The organism is Streptomyces sp. NRRL WC-3549 (assembly GCF_000721935.1).
Lineage (GTDB): Bacteria > Actinomycetota > Actinomycetes > Streptomycetales > Streptomycetaceae > Streptomyces.
Window position 1 is genome coordinate 25,041 of the sequence record NZ_KL585462.1, and the last position, 2,646, is coordinate 27,686.

The window sequence follows — 2,646 nt, forward strand, 5'->3', positions numbered from 1 at the left end:
AGGGTGACCACGGCGGCCACCGTGTGTCCGCGGGCCACGAGCAGCCTGGTGCACTCGACGAGGAGGGTCTCCTCGCCGATCACGACACAGCTGAACGGCTCGGCAGTCATCGTCCGCCTCCTTCGGATTCCCCGCGCTGGGAGAGCAGTTCGGCCAGCAGCTCGTCGACGGCCGCGTCGGACAGGCCCGCGACCAGGCGTTCGGCATCGCCGGTCGCGGCGGGTCCGTGCCCCGCGGGGGCGGTGGGCCGGGTCGTGGCGACGGTGGTCGTGGCGGTGCCGGGGGCTGCTGGGCCGTGCGCCGGGGCACCGAAGTGCCCGGCCAGCTGCCTGATGGTGATCCGTTCGAACAGCAGGGTCGCCGGCTGGGGTCCGTAGACGGCTTCCAGGGCGCGGGTCAGCTCCAGCACGACCAGCGAGTCCACGCCGTAGTTCTCGAAGGTGAGGTCGGGGTCGAGCTGGTCGGGGGCCATCTCCAGAACGCGGGCGAAGACGTTAGTCACCTGGCGCAGGGGGTCGTCCTGGGAGGCCGGGGAGACGGGAGCCACCGGGGCCGCGGCGGAAGCCGGCGCAGGAGCCGGAGCCGGGGTGGGCCTCGGTACGCGCCGGGCCCCCGGAACCTGTCCGTCACCGGGCACCACGCCGTCGCTGACGGCGGCGAGGACGCTCTGGAAGGCCGGTCCGGCCTCCGTCGTCGGGGCAGCCGCGCTGATGTCCGTGAAGCCGCACGCGGCCAGTACGTCCCGCCACTGGCGTTCGCTCGCCAGCGGGGAGCGGGGCATGCGCTGCTCGGGGTCCGAGAACAGCCACCAGCCGCTCGTCAGGCCGAAGACGAGCGCCCACTGGTGCCGCGCCCGGGTGCCCTCCACCAGCAGCAGGGCGCCGCCCCGCCGCAACAGCCGCTTGACCCCGGTCAGCGTGTCGGACAGCCGCCGGGTGGCGTGCAGGACGTTGGTGGCGAGCACCACGTCGTGGGCGCCAGAGGCCGGGCCCTGCCCGGCCGGGTCGGCCTCGATGTCCAGCACCTCGAAGCGGGTGAAGGGGTACTGCGCGCCGAAGCGGTTCCTGGCCTTGCGGACGAAGGCCGGGGAGACGTCGGTGAAGACGTACTCGACACCGTCGCCGGAGGCGGCGAGGGCGGAAAGCACGGCCGCCGTGGTGCCGCCCGTGCCGGCCCCGACCTCCAGGATCCGCACCGGGGCGGTGGGGTCCGCGACCCGGCGGGCCCGCACCTGCTCCGCGACGAGCCGTGCCACTTCCCCGTTGCAGCGGTCGGTGACCGGGTCGCCCCGGTAGACGGCGGCCACCTGCTCGGTGGAGCCCTCGGGGAAGAGGACCTCCATGGCCGGGCGACGGCCGGTGAGCACGTCGAGCAGCGCGGTCAGGCAGGCACCGACGAGTCCGACGACCGGTGCGAGGGGCGGATGGCGCTCCGCCAATCGCCCGGCCTCAGCGAGCAGTTCACCCTCCGGTGTGGTCCTGCGGCCCGTCGGGCGGATGCGGCCCGTGTCCGTGACGGTCAGCCAGCCCGCCTCGGCCAGCATGTCCAGCTGCGCCTGGAACAGCGCGGCGTGCTCGGGCACCACGGCCAGGCGGGCGCCGAGTTCCTCTCTGGATGCCTCGCCCACGCCGAACAGGCCGGCCCGGTCGAGCACCGACGCCAGCAGGCGCAGCGCCAGCTCCTCCGCCTCGGCGGCCGCACGCTGGTGGGCGGCCAGTTCACGGTGGGCTCCGGCCTCGCCCGGGAAGCGGACTTCGGGCAGCGGGACGGGGGCGCCGCCCGGCAGCACGCTCAGGGTGCGGTCGGGGTCGATGCCGAGGTTGTCCAGGATGGACCGGTCGGCGTCCAGGGCGAACACCTGGGGCAACCCGGCCGCGAGGGTCCGCTCGACGACCGTCATGCCCTGCTCGGCGCTCAGCGGCCGGATGCCGGCGGCCCGGAAGCGGCGCAGCACCCCCTCCCGCTCCGGGTCGCCGCCCGCGTGCCAGTAGCCGAGGTTGAGGACCCGCACCGGGAAGGGCAGAGTACGGGCGGCGTGCAGGGCGCAGGCGTCGGCGAAGGCGCAGCCGGCGGCGTAGCCGGCTTGGCCGTGGTTGCCCTCGAAGGTCACGCCGGACGAGTAGAGGAGCGCGAAGTCCAGCGGCACGTCGCGCACCGCCTGCAGCAGGGTCCAGGTGGTGTCGGTCCTGGACTCCAGAGCGGTCCGCAGGCCGTCCTCGGGCAGCTCCCTCAGCACCTGGTTGACCAGCACCATCGCGGCGTTGATCACCCCGTGCAGGGATCCGAACTCCTGAACGGCGATGTCGACGGCCTCCTTCAGCGCGTCCGGGCCGGTGGCGTCGAGGGCGAGATACCGGACCTCGGCTCCCTCCTTCTCCAACTCCGCGACGACCTGCCGTCTGGACTCGTCGAGCGGGGAGCGGCCGACCACGACCAGCTTCGCGCCGTAGTCGCGGGCCAGGTGCCTGCAGGTGTCCCGGCCTACGGCGCCGAGCCCGCCGACGACCAGGTAGACACCGCCCGGGCGGAAGCGGGGGGCGGGGGCGGTGGGCAGTTCGACCCGCTCCAGGGTGCGCACCCGGCGGACGCCCGCGCGCAGCGACACCGGTACCGGACGGGCCGGGAACGGCTCGGCCACGATCCCGG

General features: G+C 74.6%; 1 protein-coding gene. It reads right to left on the minus strand.

Annotation, left to right across the window (positions count from 1 at the left end; translation table 11 throughout):
• Window positions 1-106 precede the first annotated feature (106 nt).
• A partial coding sequence (locus tag IH13_RS0136070; protein ID WP_158791523.1) for an SDR family NAD(P)-dependent oxidoreductase occupies window positions 107-2,646 on the minus strand: 2,540 nt, incomplete at its 5' end.